This window comes from Comamonas koreensis, from assembly GCF_021026195.1.
Classification (GTDB): domain Bacteria; phylum Pseudomonadota; class Gammaproteobacteria; order Burkholderiales; family Burkholderiaceae_C; genus Comamonas; species Comamonas koreensis.
Genome location: NZ_JAJNCT010000005.1, coordinates 129,416 through 151,169, shown reverse-complemented (window position 1 = coordinate 151,169; position 21,754 = coordinate 129,416). Strand labels below are relative to the sequence as shown.

General features: G+C 65.8%; 21 protein-coding genes. 13 read left to right on the top strand and 8 right to left on the bottom strand.

All coding sequences use genetic code 11. The features are described 5' to 3' along the window. On the bottom strand, window positions 1–746 hold a 746-nt coding region (locus tag LPW39_RS02840), incomplete at its 3' end, for an SMP-30/gluconolactonase/LRE family protein (RefSeq protein WP_230771158.1). A gap of 305 nt (window positions 747–1,051) precedes the next feature. Between LPW39_RS02840 and LPW39_RS02835 the strand changes: the two genes are divergently transcribed. The 11 genes from LPW39_RS02835 to LPW39_RS02785 all read left to right on the top strand — a co-directional run bounded on the left by LPW39_RS02835 (window position 1,052) and on the right by LPW39_RS02785 (window position 12,650). Further along, window positions 1,052–1,822, top strand: a complete 771-nt coding sequence (locus LPW39_RS02835; RefSeq protein WP_230771156.1) for an enoyl-CoA hydratase/isomerase family protein — start codon at window positions 1,052–1,054, stop codon at window positions 1,820–1,822. Between the two features lie 2 nt (window positions 1,823–1,824). Beyond that, a complete protein-coding gene (locus LPW39_RS02830) occupies window positions 1,825–3,960 on the top strand; it encodes an acetate--CoA ligase family protein (protein ID WP_230771153.1) in 2,136 nt (711 codons plus the stop codon). A 37-nt stretch (window positions 3,961–3,997) separates the two neighbouring features. Further along, the gene (locus LPW39_RS02825; protein WP_230771151.1) at window positions 3,998–5,197 is read left to right on the top strand and encodes an acyl-CoA dehydrogenase family protein; all 1,200 of its coding nucleotides are present in this window, start codon (window positions 3,998–4,000) and stop codon (window positions 5,195–5,197) included. A 4-nt stretch (window positions 5,198–5,201) separates the two neighbouring features. After that, window positions 5,202–6,173 (top strand): acyl-CoA dehydrogenase family protein, encoded by a 972-nt coding sequence (locus LPW39_RS02820; RefSeq protein WP_230771149.1) that lies wholly within the window; start codon window positions 5,202–5,204, stop codon window positions 6,171–6,173. A 20-nt stretch (window positions 6,174–6,193) separates the two neighbouring features. Further along, entirely contained in the window at window positions 6,194–6,940 is a 747-nt protein-coding gene (locus LPW39_RS02815; protein ID WP_230771148.1) for an SDR family NAD(P)-dependent oxidoreductase, read from the top strand. 5 nt (window positions 6,941–6,945) lie between these two features. Further along, window positions 6,946–8,226, top strand: coding sequence for an SDR family oxidoreductase (locus tag LPW39_RS02810; RefSeq protein WP_230771146.1), 1,281 nt, complete (start codon window positions 6,946–6,948; stop codon window positions 8,224–8,226). Next, window positions 8,219–8,917, top strand: coding sequence for a carboxymuconolactone decarboxylase family protein (locus LPW39_RS02805; protein ID WP_230771144.1), 699 nt, complete (start codon window positions 8,219–8,221; stop codon window positions 8,915–8,917). The genes LPW39_RS02810 and LPW39_RS02805 overlap by 8 nt, the downstream gene beginning before the upstream one ends. 23 nt (window positions 8,918–8,940) lie before the next feature. Next, window positions 8,941–9,933: a Bug family tripartite tricarboxylate transporter substrate binding protein gene (locus tag LPW39_RS02800; RefSeq protein WP_230771142.1), complete on the top strand. Its 993-nt coding sequence runs from the start codon at window positions 8,941–8,943 to the stop codon at window positions 9,931–9,933. A 119-nt stretch (window positions 9,934–10,052) separates the two neighbouring features. Further along, complete coding sequence (locus tag LPW39_RS02795; RefSeq protein WP_230771140.1) at window positions 10,053–11,042, top strand: Bug family tripartite tricarboxylate transporter substrate binding protein; 990 nt, start codon at window positions 10,053–10,055, stop codon at window positions 11,040–11,042. Window positions 11,043–11,176: 134 nt separating this feature from the next. Then, on the top strand, window positions 11,177–12,163 hold the full coding sequence (locus LPW39_RS02790; protein ID WP_230771138.1) for a tripartite tricarboxylate transporter substrate binding protein: 987 nt from the start codon (window positions 11,177–11,179) through the stop codon (window positions 12,161–12,163). Between the two features lie 70 nt (window positions 12,164–12,233). Continuing rightward, a complete protein-coding gene (locus LPW39_RS02785; RefSeq protein ID WP_230771136.1) occupies window positions 12,234–12,650 on the top strand; it encodes a DUF4124 domain-containing protein in 417 nt (138 codons plus the stop codon). A gap of 52 nt (window positions 12,651–12,702) precedes the next feature. Here the strand turns inward: LPW39_RS02785 and LPW39_RS02780 are convergent, their stop codons facing one another. Beyond that, on the bottom strand, window positions 12,703–13,683 hold the full coding sequence (locus LPW39_RS02780; protein ID WP_230771134.1) for a thymidylate synthase: 981 nt from the start codon (window positions 13,681–13,683) through the stop codon (window positions 12,703–12,705). 344 nt (window positions 13,684–14,027) lie between these two features. Here LPW39_RS02780 and LPW39_RS02775 point away from each other — a divergent pair, with 344 nt between their 5' ends. Beyond that, window positions 14,028–14,501, top strand: coding sequence for a hypothetical protein (locus LPW39_RS02775; protein WP_230771132.1), 474 nt, complete (start codon window positions 14,028–14,030; stop codon window positions 14,499–14,501). 69 nt (window positions 14,502–14,570) lie between these two features. Here the strand turns inward: LPW39_RS02775 and LPW39_RS02770 are convergent, their stop codons facing one another. Beyond that, window positions 14,571–15,992 carry an FAD-binding oxidoreductase gene (locus LPW39_RS02770; RefSeq protein ID WP_230771130.1) on the bottom strand — a complete coding sequence of 474 codons (1,422 nt, stop codon included), beginning with the start codon at window positions 15,990–15,992 and terminating at the stop codon, window positions 14,571–14,573. Window positions 15,993–16,024: 32 nt separating this feature from the next. Further along, window positions 16,025–16,468: a DUF2069 domain-containing protein gene (locus tag LPW39_RS02765; protein WP_230771128.1), complete on the bottom strand. Its 444-nt coding sequence runs from the start codon at window positions 16,466–16,468 to the stop codon at window positions 16,025–16,027. 20 nt (window positions 16,469–16,488) lie between these two features. On the opposite strand from LPW39_RS02765, the gene LPW39_RS02760 reads away from it, so the two are divergent. Next, window positions 16,489–17,883: a YihY family inner membrane protein gene (locus LPW39_RS02760; RefSeq protein ID WP_230771127.1), complete on the top strand. Its 1,395-nt coding sequence runs from the start codon at window positions 16,489–16,491 to the stop codon at window positions 17,881–17,883. A 77-nt stretch (window positions 17,884–17,960) separates the two neighbouring features. Here the strand turns inward: LPW39_RS02760 and LPW39_RS02755 are convergent, their stop codons facing one another. From LPW39_RS02755 to LPW39_RS02740, 4 genes are all read right to left on the bottom strand, one after another. Beyond that, a complete protein-coding gene (locus LPW39_RS02755) occupies window positions 17,961–18,746 on the bottom strand; it encodes a PoNe immunity protein domain-containing protein (RefSeq protein ID WP_230771125.1) in 786 nt (261 codons plus the stop codon). Window positions 18,747–19,043: 297 nt separating this feature from the next. Continuing rightward, complete coding sequence (locus tag LPW39_RS02750; protein ID WP_230771123.1) at window positions 19,044–19,880, bottom strand: alpha/beta fold hydrolase; 837 nt, start codon at window positions 19,878–19,880, stop codon at window positions 19,044–19,046. 17 nt (window positions 19,881–19,897) lie between these two features. Further along, on the bottom strand, window positions 19,898–20,320 hold the full coding sequence (locus tag LPW39_RS02745; protein ID WP_230772870.1) for a GNAT family acetyltransferase: 423 nt from the start codon (window positions 20,318–20,320) through the stop codon (window positions 19,898–19,900). Further along, window positions 20,320–21,618, bottom strand: coding sequence for an O-acetylhomoserine aminocarboxypropyltransferase (locus LPW39_RS02740; RefSeq protein WP_230771121.1), 1,299 nt, complete (start codon window positions 21,616–21,618; stop codon window positions 20,320–20,322). The genes LPW39_RS02745 and LPW39_RS02740 overlap by 1 nt, the downstream gene beginning before the upstream one ends. Window positions 21,619–21,754 lie beyond the last annotated feature (136 nt).

Here is a 21,754-nt window from a genome sequence, read left to right as displayed (position 1 = left end):
TCCGCCAGATCCGGCCCGCCAAAGCAGAGCGCGCTGGGGTGGGCCACCGGCAGGCTGATCAGCTCGCTCAGCGCCCCTTGGGCATCGTAGCGGGCGAGCTGGCCGGTACGCACCAGGGCGGTCCAGAGGCCGCCATCGCGGTCCCAGCAGCAGCCATCGGGCGCGGATTGCTGGGGCTGGGTGCTGATGAACAGCTGCTGGTCTTGTGCTTGCCCGCTGCTGATATCAAACGAATAAATGCTTTGCGCGGCGCTGTCGGCAATAAAGAGGCGGCCGTTGTGGGGGTGGAACAGCGGGCCATTGGCAGTTTTGAGGGCTGGGCCTATGCGCGCCAGCTGGCCATCCCGCTCCAACACATAGATGCCGCCCTTGGGCGCTTCGCCTGCTTCCAGATGCAGATGCATGCTGCCGACCAGAAAGCGGCCATCGGGCAGCGCGCAGCCATCGTTCAGGCGCAGATGGGGCAGGTGCTCGTCCAGCTCGGCCAGGGTGTGCAGCTGGCGGCTGGCAGGGTCGTACAAGCCAAGCGCCTCCTTCATCGCGATGACGATCCTGCCATCGGCATTCAGCGCAAAGGATCCCGTGGGCGCTGGCAGCAGGTGCAGTTCGGTCCGGCCGCTGGCCGGATCAATGTGCAGCAGCTGGCCACGCCGGCAGTCCATGGCCCAGAGCTGGCCGGTGGCGGCATCCCAGTTGGGGCATTCACCCAGGGCCAGGCGTTGCGGGATCAGGGGCTGTATATGCATGGGGTGGCTTCAGGTTGGGGCTCCGGGGATGGAGCCGCGCTGCACGTAGGTTGCTGTCCATCATAGGGTTGCCCCAGGGCGCCACTACCCCGGGGAACGCAGAACAGATTCAACCAATCGGGGGGAAATCATTTGCAGGGTTCCTTCCTAGAATCAAACACAGATTCGAAACAGGCGCTCGCCATGAGCGGCCAAGATCCAAGGAGACAACATGCAAGTGATAGCGCCTATTGCGCAGGCTGCGCCCTGCGCCGCCTTCCAGCCAACGGTTACCGCCGCTGTAACCAATGTCCGGGGAGGCCGCCATGTCTGAGCCATCCGTTTTGCTGGAAGTCGCCGATGGCGTGGCCCTGGTGACCTTGAACCGCCCACCCGTCAATGCCCTCAACCGTGCGATGCGGCGCGAGCTGGTGGCCATTTTTGATGCCATATCCGAGCGTGAGGATGTGCGCTGCGCGGTGCTGACCGGCTCCGGCTCGGTGTTCTGCGCTGGCGCTGATCTGAAGGACCGCCCCAATGCCGAGGTGGCCGGCGATTTTCTGGAACACAACCGCATCACCCGCGAAACCGGCAATGCGATCAAGGAATGCGCCAAGCCGGTGATTGCAGCGGTGAACGGCACGGCCCTGGGCGCAGGCATGGGCCTGGCTGCGGCCTGCGACATTCTCTACGCCTCGTCGAACGCGACCTTTGGCATGCCCGAGATCAATGTGGGCCTGGCCGGCGGGGCATCGATGCTCAAGACCTTGCTGGGTCGCTCGACGATGCGCCGCATGTTCTTTACCGGCCAGCGACTGACCGCCCAGGAGATGCTGCAGCGCAATGTGGTCGAAGAAGTGCTGGCGCCCGAAGCGCTGCTGCCCAAGGCCATGGAGATGGCACGCGAGATTGCGTCGAAGGCACCGCTGGCGGTGATCTACGCCAAGCGTGCCGCCAACATGGTGGACCTGATGCCCCAGCGCGATGCCTACCGCTTTGAGCAGGAGTTCACGATGGCGCTGGCCAAGACCGACGACGCCAAGGAAGCGCGCATGGCCTTCCTGGAAAAGCGCGCCCCTGTTTTCAAAGGACGCTGAGCATGCTGCAAACCACCCGCCTGCAGCCCGGTGCAGGTCTTGATCCGTTTTTCAATGCGCGCGCGATTGCCATCATTGGTGCCTCTGACGATCCCACCAAGATCGGTGGGCGGCCCGTGCATCTGCTCAAAAAGCATGGCTTTGCCGGCGCGGTGTTCCCCATCAATCCCAAGGGCGGCAGCATCCAGTCGCTGCCCGCCTATACCAGCGTGCGCGATGTGCCGCAGGTGCCTGAGCTGGCCATCATCGCGGTGCCGGCGGCCATGGCGCCCGCCGCGCTGAGCGACTGCGCCGACAAAGGGGTGCAGGCAGCGATTGTGCTGTCGTCCGGATTCATAGAAGCAGGGGAGGAGGGCGCAGCGCTGCAGCGGCAGTTGAGCCAGATTGCGCGGGAGCGCCAGATCCGCGTGCTGGGCCCTAATTGCCTGGGTGCAGTGGGTATCGAGGAGCGGGTGATTGGCTCTTTCTCGGTGGCGCTGGAAGAGAAGCTGCCAGCCGCCGGCCATGTGGGCATCGTCTCGCAGTCGGGCAACCTGGGCAGCTTCACGATGCAGTCGGTGGTGCGCCGGGGCATGGGCATCAGCCGCTTCATGGCGACCGGCAATGAGGCCGATGTGGACATTGCCGACGGCATTGCCGCGCTGGCCCGCGACAGCCAGACCCGCATCATCCTGTGCTGCATGGAAACCTGCCGCGATGGCAGCAAGCTGCTGCAGGCGCTGGAAGCAGCCCGCGCCGCCGGCAAGGTGGTGGTGGTGCTCAAGATCGGTTCGACCGAGCAAGGCCAGGCAGCTGCTGCCTCGCACACCGGCGCGCTGACCGGATCGAATGCCGTGATCGAAGCGGCGCTGACCCGCGCCGGTGCGCTAACGGTGCAGTCCATCGAAGACATGGTGGAGCTGACGGCGGCGCTGTCGGTGGTGCCGCAGGCACTGCTGCCGCGCAACCGGGGCGTGACCCTGGTGGCGGCATCGGGCGGCTTTGGCGTGATGATGGCCGATGCGATGGTGCAGGCGGTCCTGGACCTGCCCGAGCTGTCGGACGCCACCCGTGCCCGTATCCAGGAAGCCGTGCCGGTGGCCGGCACCCGCAACCCGGTGGATGCGACGGCGCAGATGTCCAGCCGGCCCGATATCTTGTACAAGCTGCTCACCGCTTTGCTGGAAGACGCATCGCGCAGCACCCTGGTGCTGCTGCTGTCGCTGTCCTTGCACAACCCGCGTTTGAGCGGTGTGTACCAGGAGGCACTGGCCCAGATCCGGCGCGACTACCCCGACCGCCTGATCGTGCTGATTGGCCAGGGCCCTGCCGATGTGACCGAGCGCATTGCCAACGCGGGCATTGCGATCTTCCCGACCATTGATGCGGCAGCCCGTGGCTTGGCCGGTATGGTGCGCCTGGGCCAGACGCTGGGCCAGCCCCCAACCGCGCCCGCTGCCGTGCAGAACTGGGAGGCGCTGGATGCCCAGGTCTTCCGCAACGAGTTCCATGCCAAGGCCTTTTTGGCGCGGGCCGGTGTGCCGGTGACGCAGGAGCAGGTGGTGCAGTCCGCCGATGCAGCGGTGGCTGCGGCCGAGCAGATCGGCTTCCCGGTGGTGTTCAAGATTGTCTCGCCCGACATTGCCCACAAGACCGAAGTCGGCGGCGTGGAGCTCAACATCCGCAGCGCCGCGCAGGCCCGCACGGCCCATGCACAGCTGTTGGCGCGGGTGGCCGAGCGCGCACCGCAGGCGCAGATCGATGGCGTGCTGGTGGCGCCGATGGTGGGTGGCGGTGTCGAGATGATCACCGGCATATCGCATGACGCGGCCTTTGGCCCGGTGGTGATGGTGGGCATGGGCGGCATCTATGCCGAGGTGCTGAAGGACGTGGCGGTGCAGGTGGCACCGGTGACGCAGGCCGAGGCGCTGCAGATGATTGCCTCGCTCAAGCTCTACCCGCTGCTGCAAGGGGTGCGCGGCCAGCCCGCTGCCGATGTGCAGGCCATGGCCGCCACGGTGGCGCGCCTGTCGGAGCTGGCGCTGGCCTATGCCGGCGAGATCGCGGAGATCGACCTGAACCCGGTGCTGGTCCAGTCCGCCGGCGAGGGCGTGATTGCGGTCGATGCACTGATGGTGGCGGCCCAGCCGCAGGCCTGATGTGCAACGCCACGGAGACTTTGATCGGAACTATGCGATGAAACAGGAAGAGAATTTCGCCCGCCCCGATGCCGCATCGGGCCCGGGTGCCTACCGGCAATATGCGCGTGAATGGCTGCACAGCCATTTGCCCGCCCATATGCGCGCCGACAGCGTGGACTACCGCACGCCCAGCCTGGACGAGTGCCGCGACTGGGAAGCGCGCATGTACCAGGCGGGCCTGGCTGGCATGACCTGGCCGACCGCCTATGGCGGCCATGGCTTGAGCCTGCGCGAGCACCTGGCGGTGAACAAGGAAGTGGGCGCGCTGGCCATGCCCGAGAGCGTCAGCTCGATCGGCAAGGAGCTGGCCGGCCCCATCATCATGGCCGTGGGCACCGAGGCGCAAAAACAGGCCTTTCTGCCCGCGATTCTGGAGATGCGCGAGTACTGGTGCCAGGGCTTTTCCGAGCCCGAGGCCGGATCGGACCTGGCGCGGCTGCGCACCAAGGCCACGCCCGATGGCGATGACTGGCTCATCCAGGGCCAGAAGATCTGGACCAGCGGCGCCGCCAAGGCCCATTACTGCCTGCTGCTGACCCGCACCGGCACGGTGGCCGACAAGCACCGGGGCCTGCTGATGTTTGCGGTGCCGATGGACACGCCCGGCATCCGCGTGGTGCCGATCCGCTCCATCGACAACAAGCAGTCCTTTGCCGAGGTGTTTTTTGACCAGGTGCGTGTGCCCGATTCGGCCCGCCTGGGCGCTGCCGATGAAGGCTGGAGCGCGGCTATCCGCGTGCTGTCGATCGAGCGCGCCACCAACCGCATGTACCGCGCCTGGCGTTTTGAGTGCGAGCTGCGCCAGTTGGTGCGGGCCTACCAGTCCGAGCCCGCACTGCGTGGCCGCCTGCAAGAGCCGGGCCTGCGCCAGGCGGTGGGCCAGGTGGTCAGCCAGATCGATGGCCACAAGGGCCTGGTCGAGCGCAGCGTGGAGCAGTTGCAGGCCGGCGAGCCGATTGGTGCGCGCGGATCGCTCACCAAGCTCTACTGGTCGGAATGCCACCAGGCCTTTGCGTCGCTGGCGCTGGCGCTGGTGGCCGATATCAACCCTGGCCACAGCGCGCTGGCGCAACGCGCCAAGGCCCATTTCACACAGGCCTACCTGTTCTCGCGCGCCGAGAGCATCTATGCCGGGACCACCGAAGTGCAGCTGGACGTCATTGCCCAGCGCATTCAACAGCTGACCAAGGACTGAGGGGATGACGATGCAAAGTGAAGAGCTGCAGCCCGAGGAGTTTGGGCAGGCGGCGCAGGCGGTCATCGCAGCGCTGCAAGGGCAAGGCCCGGCCGAAGCGGCTGCCGCCATGGCCGATGCCGGCCTGTTTGGTATCTGCGCCGATGAGGAGCAGGGCGGCCTGGGCCTGCCGCTGGCATTCGCGATGCCGGTGGTGCGGGTGGCCGGGCAGATGCAACTGTCCTACCCCCTGCCCGAGCAGATTGCCGCCAGCAAGGCGCTGCAGGGCACGCAGGCCGGTGGCCAGCTGCTGCGCGGTGAGAAATCGCTGTGCGTGGTGATGGCCGCGCAGGCCGCTGGCGACTGGAGCGGGGTGGCGCGCAATGGCCTGCAGGCCGACTATGTGCTGGTGCAGAGCGATGCCGGTTTTGCGCTCTACGACAAGGCGGCCCTGCGCTGCCAGGAAGAAGCAATGCTGGATCCGGAAGTGCCCCAGCTGTGGGTATCCACCACCGGTGCCACGCCGCTGCTGAGCCTGGACGCGCAGCAGTCGCAGGCCTTTTGTGCCGATATCAAGCTGCTTTGGGCCGAGTATGTGAACGGGCTGTGCGCCGGCGCGCTGGAGCGCACTGCCGATTACCTGCAGGCGCGCGTGCAGTTTGGCCGGCCGCTGTCGGCCAAGCAGGCGGTGCGCCACCACCTGGCGCGCATGCGCCTGCTGCTGGAGGCATCCAGCGCCCAGGCTTGGCGTGCGCTGCGCCCGGATGAGTGGGGCAATCCGCGCCAAGCGGACAGCGCCTTGGCCGCTGCCTTGAACCAGGGCGCCTGGGTGCTGGAAAAGGCCATCCACCTGCATGGCGGCATGGGCTTTACCTGGGAGCTGGGGCTGCACCGCAGCCTGCGCGAGCACAAAAAGCTCGACGCCAGCCTGGGTGCCGGTGCGCTGATGCGCGCCGTGGGAGCTGACTTTATCGACCGTTGTGAGGTGACGCAATGACAGGGGTAATCGCGAGAGATATGGAAGGCCGCGTGGCCCTGATCACCGGCGCCGGTGCCGGTATTGGCCGTGCCACGGCGCTGCAGCTGGCTGCGCGCGGTGCGGTGGTGGCGGTGAATGATTTGAAGGAGGCGCTGGTTGAAGAAACCGTGGCCGCGATCACCGCGCAAGGCGGCCAGGCCTTTGGCGTGGTGAAGAACGTGGCCACGCGGGAAGAGATGACCGCCGCCGTGGACGAGGCCTATGCCCGCCACCAGCGGCTGGACATTCTGGTCAACAACGCCGCCTGGGTGCGCTACCAATCGGTGAGCGAGATCATGCCCGAGACGGTGGATCGCATGCTGGACATCGGCTTCAAGGCCGTGCTCTGGGGCATTCAGGCCGCCGCTGCCCGCATGGATGCGGATCGCGGTGGCGCCATCATCAATGTGGCCTCGGTGGCGGCGCTGCGCTCTGCCGGCAGCTCGATGGTGTATTCGGGCATCAAGGCTGGCGTGCTGGGCATTACCCGCGCTGCGGCGGCGGAGCTGGGCGAGCGCAACATCCGCGTCAATGCGGTTTGCCCCTCGGCCGTGCCGACCGAGGGCACGCAACGCAACCGCAATGCCGAGCGCGATGCCGGCCGCGTGGCCAAGACGCCGATGGGGCGCCTGGGCACGGTGGACGACATTGCCGGCACGATCTGCTTCCTGGCCAGCGATGCTGCGCAGTTCACCACCGCGCAGGCGTTGGTGGTGGATGGCGGCATTACCTTCACCAACATCTGAAGCCTATGCCCGCTGTCTTGATCACCGGTGCTGCCTCTGGCATTGGCCGCGCTGCCGCGCTGCAGTTTGCGCAGCAGGGCTGGGACTGCCTGCTGGTCGACATCAGCCCCGCGATTGCCGAGCTGCCCCAGCACTGCCTGGCGCAAGGCGCGGCCAGCGCGCAGGCCTTTGCGCTGGACCTGACCGATGCGCAGGCGCTGGCCGAGTTGGGCCGCCAACTGGCGGAGCTGCCAGCGCTGGATGCCTTGGTCAACAACGCCGGTATCTCGGACAGCAGTGGCCGGCCGCTGTCCGGGCAGGCGCCCGCACAGTGGCAGCGCCTGCTGCGGCTGAACCTGCAGGCACCGCAGGCCTTGTTCGACACCTGCCTGCCGCGACTGAAGCCGGATGCGCGCGTTGTCAATGTGTCCTCCGGCGCGGGGCACAAGGCCATTCCCTGGCGCGGGCTCTACAGCCCCAGCAAGGCCGGGCTGATTGCCTGGTCGCACAGCCTGGCACAACGCTACCCGCAGCTGAGTGTGAGCACCTTGTGCCCCGGCTTTGTGCGTACCGAGCTGGTGCAGGGCCTGATGGACGCCGGCCGCCTGGCACTGGCCGATGCCGTTGCCAAGATCCCCCTGGGCCGCCTGGCCGAGCCCGAAGAAATGGCCGCAGCGCTGGTGTTCTTGGCGCAGCCGCAGGCGCATGTGCTGTCGGGCCAGGTCCTGTCGGTCGATGGCGGATCGGGCATTTACGGCGGCAGCAGCCGCTGCGCGCTGAGCACGGCCGTGCCTGCGCCTTTACAGACGCCGCTGCATCTGCAGCTGCAAGCAGGTCGTGATGCCGCTTGTGACGGTGCCTGGTTGCAAGCGTTGAAGGCGGATGCGCCTGCGCATGCGGCTGCAACAGGGGAGCGATGCCAAGGGGTGGTCAGCACCCAGGCGCTGGCGCCTGCTGTCGGCGATCTGCTGGAAGCGGTGCTGAACGCCGGCCAGCAGTTTGCAGCCACCCATGCGCGCGATGCCAGCCTGCTGCTCTTGCTGCCGGCTAGCGCCCCTCAGGGCGTTCCCGCCTGGCAGCACCAGACGGCGCTGGCTGCAGCGCGCATGTTGGTCGCCACCCTGGCCTGCGAATGGGCTACGCAGGGCCTGCGCATCAATGCGCTGCTGCTGTCGCCTGAACAGACCACGGGGGCGGCAGTGGCGCAACTGCTGCCGCTGGTCCGTTTTCTGACCGGTGCGCAGGCGCAGTTTGTGACCGGGCAGAGCCTGGATATCTCAGGCAGCAAGGAGAGCCAGCATGGCTGAACTGGACACCGCCGCCGTCGAGGCGCTGTACCGCCAGGAGCGTGGCTACTGGCGGCCCTGGAATGCGCAACTGCTGGCCCGCCGCCCGGCGTTTTTGCAGGCCTATGCGCACTATGCCGGCTACCCGGCGCGCAGCGGCGGCCTGAGCGAGCGCATGGTGGAGCTGGTCTATGTGGCGCTCGATGCTTCTGCCAGCCACTTGTTTGCCAGCGGCTTGAAGCTGCACATGCAAAAGGCGCTGGCCTGCGGCGCCAGCGATGAAGACTTGCTGGATGTGCTGACCTTGGTTTGCCTGCAAGGCGCAGGAGCGACAGCGGCGGCGCTGGACCAGGTAGCCCAGGTGTATGGTCTGCCACCCCAGGCCGACAGCACCGTGGACGGCCAGCAGCCCGACCTGTGGGCGCGGCTGCAGGCCATGGACCCAGCCTACTTTGGCCATCTGCAGGCGCTGGCCAGCACCGCAGAAAACGGCCAGGGCCTGAGCGCTGGCGAGCGCTGCCTGATCACCATTGCGCTGCATGCCTGCTTTACCGCCAGCCAGCCCGAGGCCTTGCGCGCAGCGCTGCAGCAGGCCCGGAGCCTGGGCGTGGCGCGCGATGCGGTGGTGCAAGTTATTCAGATGGGCGCGCACCTGGCGGTGCATGGCACGGCGCTGGGCATCACGGTGCTGGCTGAGCTGGAGGCGGCATGACATCGAACGACAAGGAGACAACCATGAACCAGTTGCGTAGCGAACGCCGCACCCTGCTGATGGCGGCCATGGCTGCCGCACTGCCTGCAGCCCTTCCGCTGGCGCGGGCGGCCGCGCCCTGGCCGAGCAAGCCGGTGCGCCTGGTGGTGACCAGCTCGCCCGGATCGGGCGGCGATGTGTTTGCCCGCTTGCTGGCGCCCGGCCTGCAGTCGGCGCTGGGCCAGCCCTTCTATGTAGAAAACAAGGTGGGTGCCAACGGCATCATCGCCAATGACTTTGTCGTCAAAAGCAATGATGCGCATACGGTGCTGTTTGCGCCGTCGTCGGCCATCGTGATCAACCCCTTTATCCAGCCCAAGCTGCCCTATGACACGCAGCGTGATCTGCTGCCGGTGGGCCAGATTGGGCTGTCGGGCATTTTTCTGGTCGCCAATCCGGAGACCGGCATTGCATCCTTGGCCGACCTGGTGCGCTATGCCAAGGCCAACCCGGGCAAGCTGTCCTGCGGCTCCTGGGGCAATGGCTCCTCGGGCCATCTGGCGCTGGAGGGCCTCAAGGCCCATTACGGCATCGACATCCACCATGTGCCCTACAAGGCGCTGTCCACCGAGCTGTCCGACATCATCGGCAACAACATTCCCATGGGCTTCATGGACATCGCGTCTCCCGTGCCGCATATCCGCAATGGCAAGCTGCTGGCCGTGGGTGTGACGGGCACACAGCGCGCACCGGCCACGCCGCAGGTGCCCACGTTCACCGATCAGGGCTTCAAGTTTGATGCGGACGGCTGGTATGGCATGTTTTTGCCCGCTGGCAGCTCCAACCCCGAGATGGTGGAGCGGCTGAACCAGGCCCTGGTGCAGGTGGCGCAGAGCGCCGATATCCGCAAAAAGTTTGAAGACCAGAACATGGCACTGCCTGCCGTCAAACCGGCGGCAGAGTTTGCCCGCTCCATCCAGTCCGACATGAAGATCTGGGGTGGCCTGGCCAAACTGGCCGATCTGAAGATGTCGTAACGAGCGCGCTGGCAGCTGCACCGGGCGCCACAAGCCCGGGCAGCGCTGACATGGCCAGCGATAGAACCAGGTGGTAGCTGCGGCAAGGGCCGGCTATCCGCAGTCAACAGGAGACAAAAATGACCGATTCATGCGCAAACTTCAACCGCCGGCAGATGCTGCTGGGCCTGCTCGCCGCAGCGGGCACCGGCACGGCCTGGGCCAATACGGCCTGGCCCAACAAGGCGATCCGGATGATTGTGCCGGGGCCGGCCGGATCGGGCGGCGACATCTTTGCGCGCATGCTGCTGCCACCGCTGCAGAGCTCGCTGAAGGAAAGCCTCTACGTCGAGAACAAGGCCGGCGCCAACGGCATCATCGGCAATGACCATGTGGCCAAGGCCCAGGCCGATGGCTATACCTTGCTGTTCTCGCCGTCGTCCTCGATTGCGATCAACCCCATCATCCAGCCCAAGATGCCCTATGACGCCATGCGCGACCTGGCGCCCGTGGCGCAGGTGGGTGCAGCGGGCGTCCTGCTGGTGGCCAACCCTGCGACCGGCTTCAAGAACCTGGCCGACATGGTGCAGTACGCCAAGGCCCACCCGGGCCGCCTGGCCTATGGCTCCTGGGGCAGTGGCTCGACCGGCCACCTGGTGATGGAAGGCATCAAGGCCCACTACGGCCTGGACATGCCCCATGTGCCCTACAAGGGCACCGCTGTGGAGCTGGGCGATCTGCTGGCCAACACGATTGGCGTGGGCTTTATGGACATTGCCTCGCCGATTCCCCATGTCCGCAGCGGCAAGCTGCGTGCGCTGGGCGCCTCCGGATCGGCGCGCGGCCCTGCATTGCAGGATGTGCCGACCCTGACCGAGCAGGGCTACACCTTCGACGCCGACGGCTGGTACGGCGTGTTCGCCCCCGCCAAGACGGACCCCAAGATCATCGACCGCCTCAATGCCGATCTGGGCCAGGCGCTGGGCAGCCCCGAGATGAAGGCCAAGTTTGCCGAGCAGAACATGCTGATCCCTGCGCACAAGTCGGCCGCCGAGTTCAGCCGGGTCGTCAAGCGCGACATGGCGCTGTGGCAACAACTGGCCAAGGTGGCCAAGCTCAAGGTCGATTGAGCGCCACCCCGGGGCATGCTGCGGGGCTGAAGGCGCTGCAGCCTGCCCAGGGACCCTCTGTGCCGCAACGGCACAGCCCACTTTTGCAATGGTCTGGCAATTGCCCGGCAGACAGGCTGGGCAAGGAAGGTCTTATGTCCATACCCATACGGATTTCTTGGCGCGCTACAGCCCTGGGGCTGGGCTTGGCTTTGTGCACGGCAGCCGCGCCGGCAGCTGAGGCGCAGGCCGCTTTCCCCCACAAACGCGTGACGATCGTGGTGCCGTATTCCGCCGGCGGCATCACCGATACGCTGGCCCGCACTTTGGCGGCCAAGCTGGCGACGCTCTGGGGCCAGCCGGTGGTGGTGGAGAACCGCGATGGCGCGGGTACCATCATAGGGACCAGCGCGGTGGCACGCACCCCGGCCGATGGCTACACGCTGCTGTTCACCAGCTATGCCTACACCTCCAACCCGGTGCTGCGCCGGCAGTTGCCCTATGGGCCCGATGCCTTCCGGCCCGTCGGCTTGATGGGCTCCAGCCACAATGTGCTGCTGGTCACCAACCGCTTGCGCGGGCAGTCGCTGCAACACTTGATCGACCGCGCCAAGGCCGAGCCCGGTTCGCTGAAGCTGGCCTCATCCGGCCCCGGGTCGAGCCCGCATCTGGGCGCCGAGCTGTTTGCGACGAAGGCGGGTATCGGCTTTACCCATGTGCCTTACAAGGGGCAAGGCCCGGCGATGACCGATCTGATGGCCGGTGTGGTCGATGGCATGTTTGACGGCATGTCGTCGTATGCACTGGTCAAGTCCGGCAAGGTGGCGGCGGTGGCCATCGCCTCCGAGCAGCGCCACCCGGACGCGCCCGAGATTCCGACCTTCAAGGAGCTGGGCATGGACTTTGTCAGCGGCAGCTGGTTTGGCATGCTGGCACCGGCCGCCACACCCGATGCGGTGGTGCAGCAGATCAATGCCGATCTGCATCGCGCGGTGGAAGACCCTGCAGTGCGCGCGCAGATTGCCAAGACCGGTTTGCTGGTAGCGCTGTCCACCCCCGAGGCCTTTGGCCAGTACCTGCAGGCCGAAACCAAAAAGCTGCAGGCCCTGGTCAAGAGCGGCGTGCGCATCGAGTTGAATTGAGGATGGGACTACAGGGCGCCGTGGTGGCCTGCCGCATAATGGGCTTTTTGCCATTTGTCTGGACTGCCCCATGCCCCATGCCCGCCCCACCTTTGCTGCCGGATTGCTTGCGGCAGCGTGCTGCTTGAGCGCACCGGCCTGGGCCATCAACAAATGCGTCGATGCCCAGGGCCGCACCAGCTTCCAGGACGAGCCCTGCGCTGCCGGGCAAAAGGCGGAGGCGATCACCGTGACGCCCTCCAGCCAGGGCATCAACCCGCGCGAGCATGACCGCCCGGTTACCAGCCGCCCGGCGGATAACCCACCGCCATCCACAGCACCGGCAGCAGCACCCGCGGATGCCCCCGAGCCCCGGCCTGCCGATTGCCCCGACCCGGAGCGCATGAAAAGCATGCAGATCGAAGCCGAGTCGATCGCGCTGCCGCTGCCAATCCGCAAGCAAAAGCGGGCGTCGTTTGAAGAACTGAAGGCGCGCTGCGGGGGCTGAAGGCCCTGTGGCTCCCACCTAAGCAAACGCCCGCGATAGCGGGCGTTTCTGTTTATACGGCCATAGGCGCCGTCAGCGGCGCATGGTGCTGGTAGCCTTCCAGCCAGAAGTCCGAAGGCTCGACCTTCTCCAGCCATTCAGGTTCGTACTGGCCGGTCACCGCATAGTCGGGGATGCGGTCGGACAGCACCAGCTTGGGGGATTCAAAGGGTTCGCGCTTGAGCTGCTCCTGCAACATGTCCAGGTGGTTCTCGTAGATGTGGGCATCACCGATGAAGTAGGTGAACCAGCGCGGCGTGTAGCCACTCAGGCGCCCCATCAGGTGCAGCAGCGCGGCGCCTTCGGTCAGGTTGAAGGGGGTGCCCAGGCCGACATCATTGCTGCGGATGTACAGGCACAGCGAGATCTCGCGCTTGCTCTGGTCGACGAGGAACTGGTAGAGCAGGTGGCAAGGTGGCAGTGCCATTTCTTCGAGCTGGGCCCAGTTCCAGCCGTGGAAGAGGATGCGGCGGCTGCCTGGGTCGGTCATGATGGTGTCCAGGCACTGGCGCAGCTGGTCGATGGCCTTGTAGAGCACGATCTGGCGCTTGCCGTCTTCGGCCACTTCGCCGATCTGGGTGTAGCCCTTGGCCAGTGCATCGGCCACCTGGGCGGCGCCTTGGGGCTGGGCCTGGTCGATGAGCTTGTAGGCCGGCCATTGGCGCCATTGCACGCCGTAGACGGGGCCCAGGTCGTCGGCCTCCAGGCGGTAGGGGTTGGCCAGCCAGGCCTGGTTTTCATTGGCGTTCTGGTCCCAGACCTTGCAGCCCAGTGCGCGGAAATCGGCGGCGCTGCGCGCGGCGCGCAGAAAACCCACCATCTCGCCGATGGCGGATTTGAAGGCCAGCTTCTTGGTGGTGACGGCCGGGAAACCTTGCTGCAGATCAAACTTGAGCATGGCGCCGGGCATGCTGAGCGTGCGGATGCCTGTGCGGTTGGACTGCCAGGAGCCTTGGTCCAGGATGTTCTGGACGAGTTGGAGGTATTGCTTCATGTTCTTCTGGGGCTGTTCGGGGGGCCTGGACGCACCGCCGCCCGGTGGAGGGCGCCTGGCCCGGCGCGGAGCATGCGCGCAAAGGCGACGGGGCAGGTGGCAAGGCCCAAAGGACGTACTGTACGACGGTCGCCTTGCTTGCGTAGGCCGTAAGGATAAGCGCCTGTGGGAGATACCTGCGATGGCCATTGCCACGCAAAAATTGGTGTAGGGTGTCGGCTTTGGCGCCCGGGCCCACCGGAGCCGGCGGCACGCCGCCGTGGCCCAAGCCGGTGGGCGCCGGGACATCGACAGTTTGCCGGGCGCAGGAGAGGGCGCTGCAAACGCAACAAGGACAGCTAACTATGTGGACGATGACGAAGAAATGGGGCCTGGCCCTGGGCGCTGCTGCGGCGCTGGCACTGGCCGGCTGCCAGACGACGCCCGCAGGCGTGGACCCCAACGGCCAACAGGCCTGGAACCAGCTGCAGGCCCAGGTGGGACAGTATCCGCACGATGCCGCTTTCCTGCAGCAGGGCGTGATGGCTGCGCGCATGCAGCATTTGCTGGGTGAGCACCGTGCAGCCTTCATGCAGAACCTGCAGGTGACCGGGCCGCTGAGCAAGCAGGGCTCCGTCTACTACATCACCGGCAACCGCCAGCACGACGGCGGCCAGAATGCCGCCGCCGTGGCGCTGGATGCCAAGAGCAACACCATGCGCATCTGGTGGCTGCAGAACGGCCAGCCGCGCGTGGTGCAGGACCCGGGCGCGGCCTTCTCCTGGCCCAAGGATGTGAACCAGATGATCAGCAACGCGGTGGGCACGCCGGCGTCCTGATCCTTTGATGCGCAAAAAACAGGGCGGCACCTCATCGAGGGCCGCCCTGTTGGGTTGTGCGCAGCTTATTTAACCGCGTGTGACCATCGCATGCGGGTTCATGATGTTCTGCGGATCGAGCGCGGCTTTGACCGCACGCATCATCGACAAGGCCACCGGCGACTGGTACTGCGGCAAGGTATCGACCTTGAGCGTGCCGATGCCGTGCTCGGCCGAGATGGAGCCGCCAAAGGCGGCGACTGCGTCATAGACGATGTGGTTGACCTCGTGCTCGCGCTCATCGAGGAACTGCTTGGCGTCGACGCCCTCGGGGGCCTGCACATTGAAGTGCAGATTGCCATCGCCCAGGTGGCCGAAATTGACCAGGCGCATGCCCGGCACCTTGTCGTTGAGCACCTGCGTGGCATGCTCGACAAACTCGGGGATGCGCGAGATGGGCACCGAGATGTCGTGCTTGATGTTGAGGCCTTCCTCGACCTGAGCGAGTGGAATGCTTTCGCGGATATGCCAGAGGTTGTGGGCCTGGCCCAGGTTCTCGGCCACGACGGCGTCCAAGACGATTTCCTGCTCGAATGCGGCTTCCATCAGCGCCTCAAAGCGACTGCGGGCATGTTCTTCCGATTCGCTGTCGGAGTTTTCCAGCACCACGGCGTAGGGGAAGGCGGGGTTGTCGATAAAGGGCACGCGCAGCTGGGGCATGTGCTTGTCCACCAGCGTCAGCGCAAAGCGGTTCATCACCTCAAAGCCGGTCAGGCCTGCGCCCAGGTACTGGTGCGCCAGTGCCAGCAGGCGCACGGCGGCATCGAACGAGGGCATCGCCGCCCAGGCGGTGAGCTGGCTGGCGGGCATCGGGTAGATCTTCATCGTCGCGGCGGTGATCACCCCCAGGGTGCCTTCGCTGCCGATGAAGAGGTTGCGCAGGTCATAGCCGGTGTTGTCCTTGCGCAGGCCCTTGAGGCCGTTCCAGATCTCGCCCTGGGCATTGACCACTTCCAGACCCAGGCAGAGTTCACGCGTATTGCCATAGCGCACGACCTGGGTGCCGCCGGCATTGGTGCCCAGGTTGCCGCCGATGGTGCAGCTGCCTTCGGCTGCCAGCGACAGCGGGAACAGGTAGCCCTGGCTTTCGCAGCGCTCCTGCAGGGTTTGCAGAATGCAGCCGGCTTCGACCGTGACGGTGAGGTTGTCCTTGTCGATCGCGCGGATGGCCTGCATTCGGCCCAGGTTCAGCACCACTTGCTGGCCCGAGGTGTCAGGCGTGGAGCCCACGACCAGGCCGGTGTTGCCGCCCTGGGGCACGATGGAGGTGCCGTTGGCCGCGCAGGCCTTGACGACGGCCGCCACTTGCTCGGTCGTGGCGGGGCGCACCACCGCCAGCGCTTTGCCGTGGACGCGGCGGCGCCAGTCCTGTTCGTAGGCTGTCAGGTCGCCATCGGTAAGCACATGGGCATCGCCCACAATCTGGCGCAAGCTCGCAATCAGGTCGGTCATTGGATGTCTCAGCAAATGAAAAGAAAAAGAATCTAGGAGGCGGCAGCGACCGGCTTGGAGGCCGGGGCCACGGCGCGCTGGCGGCCCCGGATATGCAGCACGCAGGCGGCAAACAGCAGCAGACACAGGGCGACTTCGGCCAGCGCGCACCAGCGGCTGGGCGCTGCGTCGCCCCAGGCGCGCACCACGCCTTCGACAAAATACAGCCAGACCAGAAGGCTCAGCCAGCGGTAGGTATACATGCGGTGCTTGAGCAGGCCGGCCAGCGGAAGGCACAGCGGCAAGGCCTTGAGCACCAGCCAGGAGCCGCCGGGCCGCAACGGGGCCAGCCACAGCTCCCAGGCCAGGCAGAGCAATATCAACCCCAACAAGGCCGCAACGGCCAGCCAGCGCGAATACTGCGCAGCCGCGCCCGCAGCGGCAGGCGTTACCAAATCAGGCAGATTTGCGGCGGTTTCAGGGGTAGATGCAGGCATGGAAATGGCATCATATCGGTATGTACGTAAGTGATGAGAAAAACGCGGCAACTTTGCAGGTGCATCCGCGCCAGGGGTGGGCGCTGTGGTGGCAGCAATTTGCAGCGTTTCCCTGGCGCAATACCGTCAATACCTTGCGCACGCGCTTTGGTGAGGACCGCCTGGGCCTGACGGCCAGCAGCCTGACCTTTACCACCATGCTGGCACTGGTGCCCTTTTTCACGGTGGCGCTGGCCTTGCTCACCGCCTTCCCGATGTTTGCGACGGTCGAGGCGCAGCTGCAGCGCTGGCTGATCGAGAGCCTGATCCCCAGCACCATTGCCAGCCAGGTGCTGGGCTATATCACGCAGTTTGCGTCCAAGGCCAGCCGCTTGGGCCTGGCGGGGCTGAGCTTTTTGCTGGTGACGGCGCTGGCGCTGATCCTGACGATGGACCGCACCCTGAACAATATCTGGCGCGTGCGCCAGCTGCGACCGCTGGGCCAGCGGGTGCTGATCTACTGGGCGGCCATGTCGCTGGGCCCGCTGGTGCTGGCATCCAGCCTGGTGCTGACCTCGTCGGTGGTTGCGGCATCGCGCAGCGCCTTTGGCGAGCTGCCGTACCTGATCCGCCTGGCCTTTGATTCGCTGGAGTTTGTGTTGCTGGCATCGGGCGTGACTGCGATGTACCGCTATGTGCCCAACACCCATGTGCGCTGGCGCGATGCGCTGGCCGGCGGCCTGTTCGTGGCCCTGGGCATCGAGGTGGCCAAGAAGGTGCTGACCCTGTACCTCGTGCATGTGCCGACCTATTCCACCATCTACGGCACCTTTGCCACTTTGCCGATCTTGCTGATCTGGATCTATGTGGCCTGGGTGATTGTGCTGCTAGGGGCTGTGGTGGCCGCCTACCTGCCCAGCCTGCTGGCCGGCGTGGCGCGCCTGCCGCTGGCACAGAGCTGGGATTTTCAGCTGGCGCTGGAATGCCTGCGCGCCCTCAACCTGATGCGCTACCAGCCGGAGAAGGGCCTGTACCTGCACCAGCTTGCCACCCGCCTGCAGGTGGAGGATGTGCAGCTGCACCGCGCGCTCGATGTGCTGTGCCAGCTGGACTGGGTGGGCGCCGTCGTCGATGTGGATGAGCGCCGCACCAGTACGGGTGCCCCCGAGAGCCAGCATGACATGCGCTATGTGCTGCTGATCGAGCCCGCGCAGACGCTGGCTGCCCCATTGGTCTCTGCGCTGATGTTGGACCGCAACGAGGCCACCGAGCCGCTGTGGTGGCACAGCGGCCTGGACCAGATCGCGCTGATTGCGCTGCTGGAGCGGCGCCAGTGGTTGGCGGAGGAGATGCCGGCGGAAGAGGTGGAAGCAGTAGCGCAGGAGTTGGAACCCGCGTTGGCTGATACGGTGCAGGCGGACGCAGCCAAGGCTTGAGCGCAGTTTGATCGCTGAAAGGGGCTGCCCATCCGGCGGCCTACCTGATGGCCATCCGCCGAGATCGCTGAAGCCGCTCAGTGCGCGGCGAAGCTGGCCTCATTGAACGCCAGACGCTGGCGGGCCAGCGCCACCATATCGGCGGGGTAGCAGGTGTAGGCCGTCAACGGGCTGTCGTCCAGCTCATACAGCACCACCAGGGCGGCCACTTCCCAGGCCCAGCGGGGATGGTGGTCGCCCATACCAATCAGCCGGCCAATGGCGGCCAGCGCCGGGTGCAGCTGGCGGCTGTAGTTCTCGTCCAGATAGGCTTGCAAGGGCTCGGTGCCCAGCTCGGATTGCTCAAAGAAAGCCATCAGATCGGCATAGGGCTTGGGGCAGAACACCTGGGCGGAGGCCTCGTCTTTTTCGCAGGCGACGGCGCTCAGGTAGTCGAGCAGGCAATCGCAGCGGTTGCCCAGCAGCCGCTCGACGATGCCGGGGATGAGTTCCTGGCGCTCCAGCAGCACAGGCAGTGCCAGCAGTTGCACGGCGGCCGGGTAGCTGTTGGAGGCGGGGTTGATCGGTTGCCGGCCCTGCGCCGGCACTGCCGCATCGCTGCGCATGAAGATGGCGTATTCGTTGCACCAGTGCAGCACATGCTCGAACAGGCTTTCCATCGCACGCGGCGGCAAACCACGGCTGTAGGCCAGATCCAACAGTGCCAGCGATTGCAGTGCTGCGCGGCACCAGCCGGCGCGCGCAGCGCGTTGGCTGTCAGCGTCCAGATCCTGCACGTCCAGACCATAGTAGCCATGGCTGGAGAATTCATGCAGGCTCGACAACTGGTCTGCCCAGGTCTCTGCCCATCGCTCCAGGTCCATGTCCACGCGCGGCCGCAACAAATGCCAGGGTTGCGACTGGCAGTGTTGCAGCAAACAGGGAAGGGCCTTGTATTGCATAAGTCGTATGTATCCGGTCTGCAGCTTCTCAGATGCAGCTGTCTGGGCCTCCATCGGCCTAGTGGATAGGCTAACGCATTTGCCGCCTAGATTGCGGCATTTTTTAGAGAGGCTTACGCCTGCTTACGCCAGATACATGCGTGATCTACTGCTACAAAAATTAAAGCAATATTGCAATAGCAAAGCTGATAGGCCTACCTGCTGCGCTGCAACAGCCTCTCACGCAGGGGCTGAGGCTTTGGCGGGCTGCGTCTGGAGAAAGTGGTGAATGGCAAACAAGGTGGCGTCGGGCGACTCGGTCATCTGGTTGTGGCCGCAGGGCACCATCTCGACCTGCACCTGCTTGCCGGCAGCCTTGGCGGCGTCCACCAGGCTGCGTGCGGCGCGGGCCGGGGTCATCTGGTCTTGCTCGCCCAGCACGAACAGTACCGGGCAGGCCAGCGCGGCCATGGCAGCCTGGCCGTTGCGGTAGCTGTCGCAGGCGACAAAACCGGTGTGCAGCAGGTTGGTATCGCTGTTGCTGGCCTGCACGCGGCGGGCCAGCGCCATGCCAGCGCCAAACACCCAGCTGCCGGCACCCGAAGGGGGGGCCAAGGTCGCGCGCGAGAAGGTCTGCACCATGCCAATGGCCTGGTGGGTGGCGTTCAGCGCTTGCTCCAGCAAGGCGGGCGCGACCTTCATCGGATCGGCAGTGCCGACCAGCACCAGGTGGCTGATGCGTTCGCCCAGGCGTGCGGCCGCCTCCATCGCAATCAGGCTGCCCCAGCTGTGGCCGATGAGGGCGGCGCGCTCCAGCCCGGCGGCATCGAGCAGCTGGGCGATGGTGTCGGCGGCCTGCTCCACACTCTGCGGCGCCGCGCCACCGCTCCTGCAGTGCCCCGGCAGGTCGATGGCCAGCACGTTCCAGCCATGGTTGGCCAGGTAGCGGCTTTGCAGCGCCCAGACGCTGTGGTCACACAGCACGCCGTGGATGAAGATGGCAGTGGGCTGGTGTGCATTGAGCGCCTTGCCGCCGGTGTAGGCATACAGGTCGGCACCTTGAACTTGGATTTGCATGTCGGTATTCCAATCGTCTAGAGGTCTGGAATCAAACGCTTGCCCAGGCTCACGGTCTGGTCGTCGCCATAACCCAGGCTTTCATAGAAGGCGATAACGGCCTCGTTGCCGGCGCGCACCTGCAGGTTGAGCTTGGGGCAGCCCAGCGCCGTCAGCTCGGCCTCAGCGCGCTGCATCAGCTGGCGCGCATGGCCCTGGCGCTGGTGCTTGGGGTGCACGGCCAGGTAGTTGATCCAGCCCCGGTGGCCGTCATAGCCGACCATGATGCTGGCCATCACCTCGCCCTGTTCATCGACACCGACCCAGAACAGCTCGGGCGAGACGCTCAGCTTGCGCGCAATGTCCTTGTGCGGATCGTTCCAGGGGCGGTAGAGGCCGCAGTCATGCCACAGCTGCACAACGGCTTCGGAATCCTGCAGTGCAAAGACACGGATTTTCATCATGCGGCCTTCTCTGCGGCCTTGAGCGCGCGCTTGAGGTCGTCGATCAGGTCGTCGGCGTCTTCCAGGCCGATAGACAGGCGGATCGTGCCCTGGCTGATGCCCGCCTGCGCCAGCGCATCGTCGTGCATGCGAAAGTGGGTGGTGCTGGCCGGGTGGATGACCAGCGAGCGGCAGTCGCCGACATTGGCCAGGTGGCTGAAGACCTTGAGCGTCTCGATGAACTTCTTGCCCTGGTTGCGGTTGCCGGCAATGTCAAAGCTGAACACCGAACCCGCGCCGCGCGGCAGCAGCTTTTGCGCCAGCACGTGGGAGGGGTGGCTCTCCAGCATGGGGTGGCCCACGCGGCTGACCATGGGGTGGCTGGCCAGGAACTGCACCACCTTTTCGGTGTTGCGCATATGGCGCTCCATGCGCAGCGGCAAGGTTTCGATGCCTTGCAGAATCAGCCAGGCGCTGTGCGGGCTCATGCAGGCACCAAAGTCGCGCAGGCCTTCGCGCCGTGCGCGCAGCAAGAAGGCGCCGGTCGTTGATTCCTCGCTGAACACCATGTTGTGAAAGCCGTCATAGGGCTCGGTCAGCTCGGGGAAGCGGCCGGATTTTTCCCAGTCAAAGCTGCCGCCATCGACCACGATGCCGCCGATGACGGTGCCGTGGCCGGAGAGAAACTTGGTGGCCGAGTGGTAGACGATGTCGGCGCCATGGTCAAAGGGCTTGATCAGCCAGGGCGAGGTCAAGGTGGAGTCGACCAGCAAGGGCACGCCGGCCTCATGGGCGATGGCCGAGACGGTGGGAATGTCCAGCACATCGAGGCCGGGGTTGCCGACGGTCTCGCCAAAGAACAGCTTGGTGTTGGGCCGCACCGCAGCGCGCCAGCCGTCGATATCGCCGGGTTTGACAAAGGTCGTCTCGATGCCAAAGCGGGCCAGCGTGTAGTGCAGCAGGTTCTGGCTGCCACCGTAGAGCGCGGTACTGGCGACGATATGGCTGCCTGCGCCCATCAAGGTCGCGATCGACAGGTGCAACGCGGCCTGGCCGCTGGCCACCGCGATGGCACCTACGCCCCCTTCCAGTGCGGAAACGCGCTGCTCCAGCACGGCGTTGGTAGGGTTGCTGATGCGGCTGTAGACATGGCCGGGCCGCTCCAGATTGAAGAGACTCGCCGCATGGTCGCTCGACTCGAAGACGAAGGAGGTGGTCAGGTGGATCGGGACGGCACGGGCGCCGGTGGCCGGGTCCGGCTGGGCGCCGGCGTGCAGACTCAGGGTGTCAAAGCCGGGATCGGTATAACCGGGCATGGCGTATCTCCGCGATGTTGTCGTTCTGGACGGGCATTGTCGGCTATATTTAGCAGACCCGGACTGGCAGGCCTGTCGCCGATGCGTTTGCATGCAGGCGGGTCCCACCCGCATCGGAGAACGGTACAAGGAGACA

Coding starts and splice junctions, on each gene's coding strand:
- LPW39_RS02795 (WP_230771140.1), top strand. CDS start 10,053: ATGACCGATTCATGCGCAAACTTCAACCGCCGGCAGATGCTGCTGGGC.
- LPW39_RS02790 (WP_230771138.1), top strand. CDS start 11,177: ATGTCCATACCCATACGGATTTCTTGGCGCGCTACAGCCCTGGGGCTG.
- LPW39_RS02825 (WP_230771151.1), top strand. CDS start 3,998: ATGAAACAGGAAGAGAATTTCGCCCGCCCCGATGCCGCATCGGGCCCG.
- LPW39_RS02810 (WP_230771146.1), top strand. CDS start 6,946: ATGCCCGCTGTCTTGATCACCGGTGCTGCCTCTGGCATTGGCCGCGCT.
- LPW39_RS02765 (WP_230771128.1), bottom strand. CDS start 16,468: ATGCCTGCATCTACCCCTGAAACCGCCGCAAATCTGCCTGATTTGGTA.
- LPW39_RS02785 (WP_230771136.1), top strand. CDS start 12,234: ATGCCCCATGCCCGCCCCACCTTTGCTGCCGGATTGCTTGCGGCAGCG.
- LPW39_RS02820 (WP_230771149.1), top strand. CDS start 5,202: ATGACGATGCAAAGTGAAGAGCTGCAGCCCGAGGAGTTTGGGCAGGCG.
- LPW39_RS02805 (WP_230771144.1), top strand. CDS start 8,219: ATGGCTGAACTGGACACCGCCGCCGTCGAGGCGCTGTACCGCCAGGAG.
- LPW39_RS02815 (WP_230771148.1), top strand. CDS start 6,194: ATGGAAGGCCGCGTGGCCCTGATCACCGGCGCCGGTGCCGGTATTGGC.
- LPW39_RS02760 (WP_230771127.1), top strand. CDS start 16,489: ATGTACGTAAGTGATGAGAAAAACGCGGCAACTTTGCAGGTGCATCCG.
- LPW39_RS02745 (WP_230772870.1), bottom strand. CDS start 20,320: ATGAAAATCCGTGTCTTTGCACTGCAGGATTCCGAAGCCGTTGTGCAG.
- LPW39_RS02750 (WP_230771123.1), bottom strand. CDS start 19,880: ATGCAAATCCAAGTTCAAGGTGCCGACCTGTATGCCTACACCGGCGGC.
- LPW39_RS02780 (WP_230771134.1), bottom strand. CDS start 13,683: ATGAAGCAATACCTCCAACTCGTCCAGAACATCCTGGACCAAGGCTCC.
- LPW39_RS02755 (WP_230771125.1), bottom strand. CDS start 18,746: ATGGACCTGGAGCGATGGGCAGAGACCTGGGCAGACCAGTTGTCGAGC.
- LPW39_RS02775 (WP_230771132.1), top strand. CDS start 14,028: ATGTGGACGATGACGAAGAAATGGGGCCTGGCCCTGGGCGCTGCTGCG.
- LPW39_RS02770 (WP_230771130.1), bottom strand. CDS start 15,992: ATGACCGACCTGATTGCGAGCTTGCGCCAGATTGTGGGCGATGCCCAT.
- LPW39_RS02835 (WP_230771156.1), top strand. CDS start 1,052: ATGTCTGAGCCATCCGTTTTGCTGGAAGTCGCCGATGGCGTGGCCCTG.
- LPW39_RS02740 (WP_230771121.1), bottom strand. CDS start 21,618: ATGCCCGGTTATACCGATCCCGGCTTTGACACCCTGAGTCTGCACGCC.
- LPW39_RS02800 (WP_230771142.1), top strand. CDS start 8,941: ATGAACCAGTTGCGTAGCGAACGCCGCACCCTGCTGATGGCGGCCATG.
- LPW39_RS02830 (WP_230771153.1), top strand. CDS start 1,825: ATGCTGCAAACCACCCGCCTGCAGCCCGGTGCAGGTCTTGATCCGTTT.